This window comes from Halomonas sp. 113, assembly GCF_904067645.1.
GTDB lineage: Bacteria > Pseudomonadota > Gammaproteobacteria > Pseudomonadales > Halomonadaceae > Vreelandella > Vreelandella titanicae.
In genome coordinates this window covers 1-1834 of record NZ_CAJFDU010000011.1, presented here as the reverse complement: position 1 = coordinate 1834, position 1834 = coordinate 1, and the positions used below count along the sequence as shown (strand labels likewise).

Sequence of the window (1834 nt, the reverse complement as noted above, 5' to 3'; positions counted from 1 at the left end):
TAACGAGGCTGTAGAAAAACCCGGTTTCGAGCCCTCTCCACCGCCAGTCGTCCTAATTCATTTACCCAGCCAGTCCTCTGGCGGGATAATATTAATATCGGCATTCAGCCACTTGAGCGCCCAGCTAAAGCTAGTCGAAGACGGTCTTTAGCTCTTACAAAGCAATATACCCCGCTCCAAGCCCGTCATGATGCGGCCAAATGACCATAATTCGCTAACTTCTCGATATTGTGCACCAAGCAGTAGAGCTGCCACTGGCCCTGTACTTTCTTCTTACCCCGAAGACTGAAGCGGTTCAGTCTTTTCGTCGTGCCAATGTTGCCAAAGACGGGTTCCACGACTGACATACGATGGCTGTAAATTTCTTTGCCCTTGGGGCTATCGACTCGGTGCTTCATCCAGTCGGTGTAATTGGGTAAACGTTTGGTCTCGATAATAAAAGACACTTGTCGACCGGCACCGTGGCGATGGTCAGCCGAGCTTGGGTTCTGCATGCATCGGTATTTCTTTGGGCAATGCCGGCATTGCAGTAAACGCCCTTCGAAGTGCACCCGGATCTGGCCATTGTCGGTTTCCCGTTGCCCGCGATAGGACAGTTTTTCGCCGGTTGGGCAGATACACGTTAGCGCTACCGGATCAAATTGGAACGCGCTAGCTGGCGTCGTCTTTCGCCAGCCTTTATTGGGTATATTCTGGTGGCGCTTGCCGTATTTGTCTTTCTGGTCGGCGAACTTCGGATCTCGGCTGCGGAACTGGTTATCAGGGATGTAGCCATTGATCTGTTGCTCGTGCAGGTACTTCATATTAGCTTCATTGGCAAAGCCTGTATCTGCGGTGACGATGGGGCCTTTCTGATAGATGTTTTCCGCAATCCCCAGCTTCTTAAAACGGGCTTCGACCGTTTCCAGTACGGGCTGCAAAGTGTGGTGTTCCTGGCCTTCGCCAAAGGCCTGGGCATCAATGACGATCTGGTATTTTTTATCCACCGTGGCGACGCCGTTATAGCCTTGAATCGTGCCCTTGCTGGTGGTCATCTTGGCACTTTCGTTATCGGTGAGGTTGCTCTTCACTTCCTTGATTCGCTTTCCCCGGCCCATCCTTGGGCTGTGCGTCTTTAGGAAACGATCCACTTTGTTCATGGCGGTATCTAGCGAGAGAATCGTCTTGGCCCGTCGGATATCCCGATCCAGATCGGCTTCCGTTTCAGCTTCATCACGCGCGTAGTGCTCCAGTAGGTGATGTCGAATCAGGCCTCTCAGCTTCTCCCGCTTCTCACCCAATTCTTTAAACGTGCCAGACCACTCTTTGGAGGCATCGGAGGGCATCTTGCAGCCGTCAATGGCAAAGAGCTCGTTACCCAACAAGCCTTGTTCGTGGCACACAAGCAGCACTTGTTCGAACAGCGCTTCAATCTCATCGGCATGCCGACTGACGAAGCTTGCCAGTGTGGTGTAGTGGGGAACGGTATCGCAGGAAAGGGCTTTGAAAATAATATTGGTCTCACAGCTCCACTGCATTTCACGGCTGGAGGTGATGCCTTTTGAGTAAGCAAACAAAATGATCTTCAACAAGATAGCCGGATCATAGGCCAGCCGACCGGTCGAATCATTGCGGTACTTGGCATGGAAAACAGACAAGTCGAGTTTGTGCTCGATCAGGTAGTGCACAGCGTGTTCAAAGGTGCCTGGCTGGAGCTGATCCTGGTAGTTGATCACCACCATGGCGTTCTGATCGTAGTTATAAGCCTTGAAGCGCGGCATGCTGACCACTCCTCGTCTGTTTTCTCGATCCTACCAAAACTTAGCCGTCAGCGGGGTTTTTCTACAGGCTCAAC

The 1834-nt window shown here is 51.9% G+C and carries 1 protein-coding gene; it reads right to left on the bottom strand.

Features of this window, described 5'->3' with window-relative positions; genetic code table 11:
* Positions 1–185 precede the first annotated feature (185 nt).
* Entirely contained in the window at positions 186–1760 is a 1575-nt protein-coding gene (locus YERSI8AC_RS00060) for a transposase (protein ID WP_159178016.1), read from the bottom strand.
* Between the last annotated feature and the right edge of the window lie 74 nt (positions 1761–1834).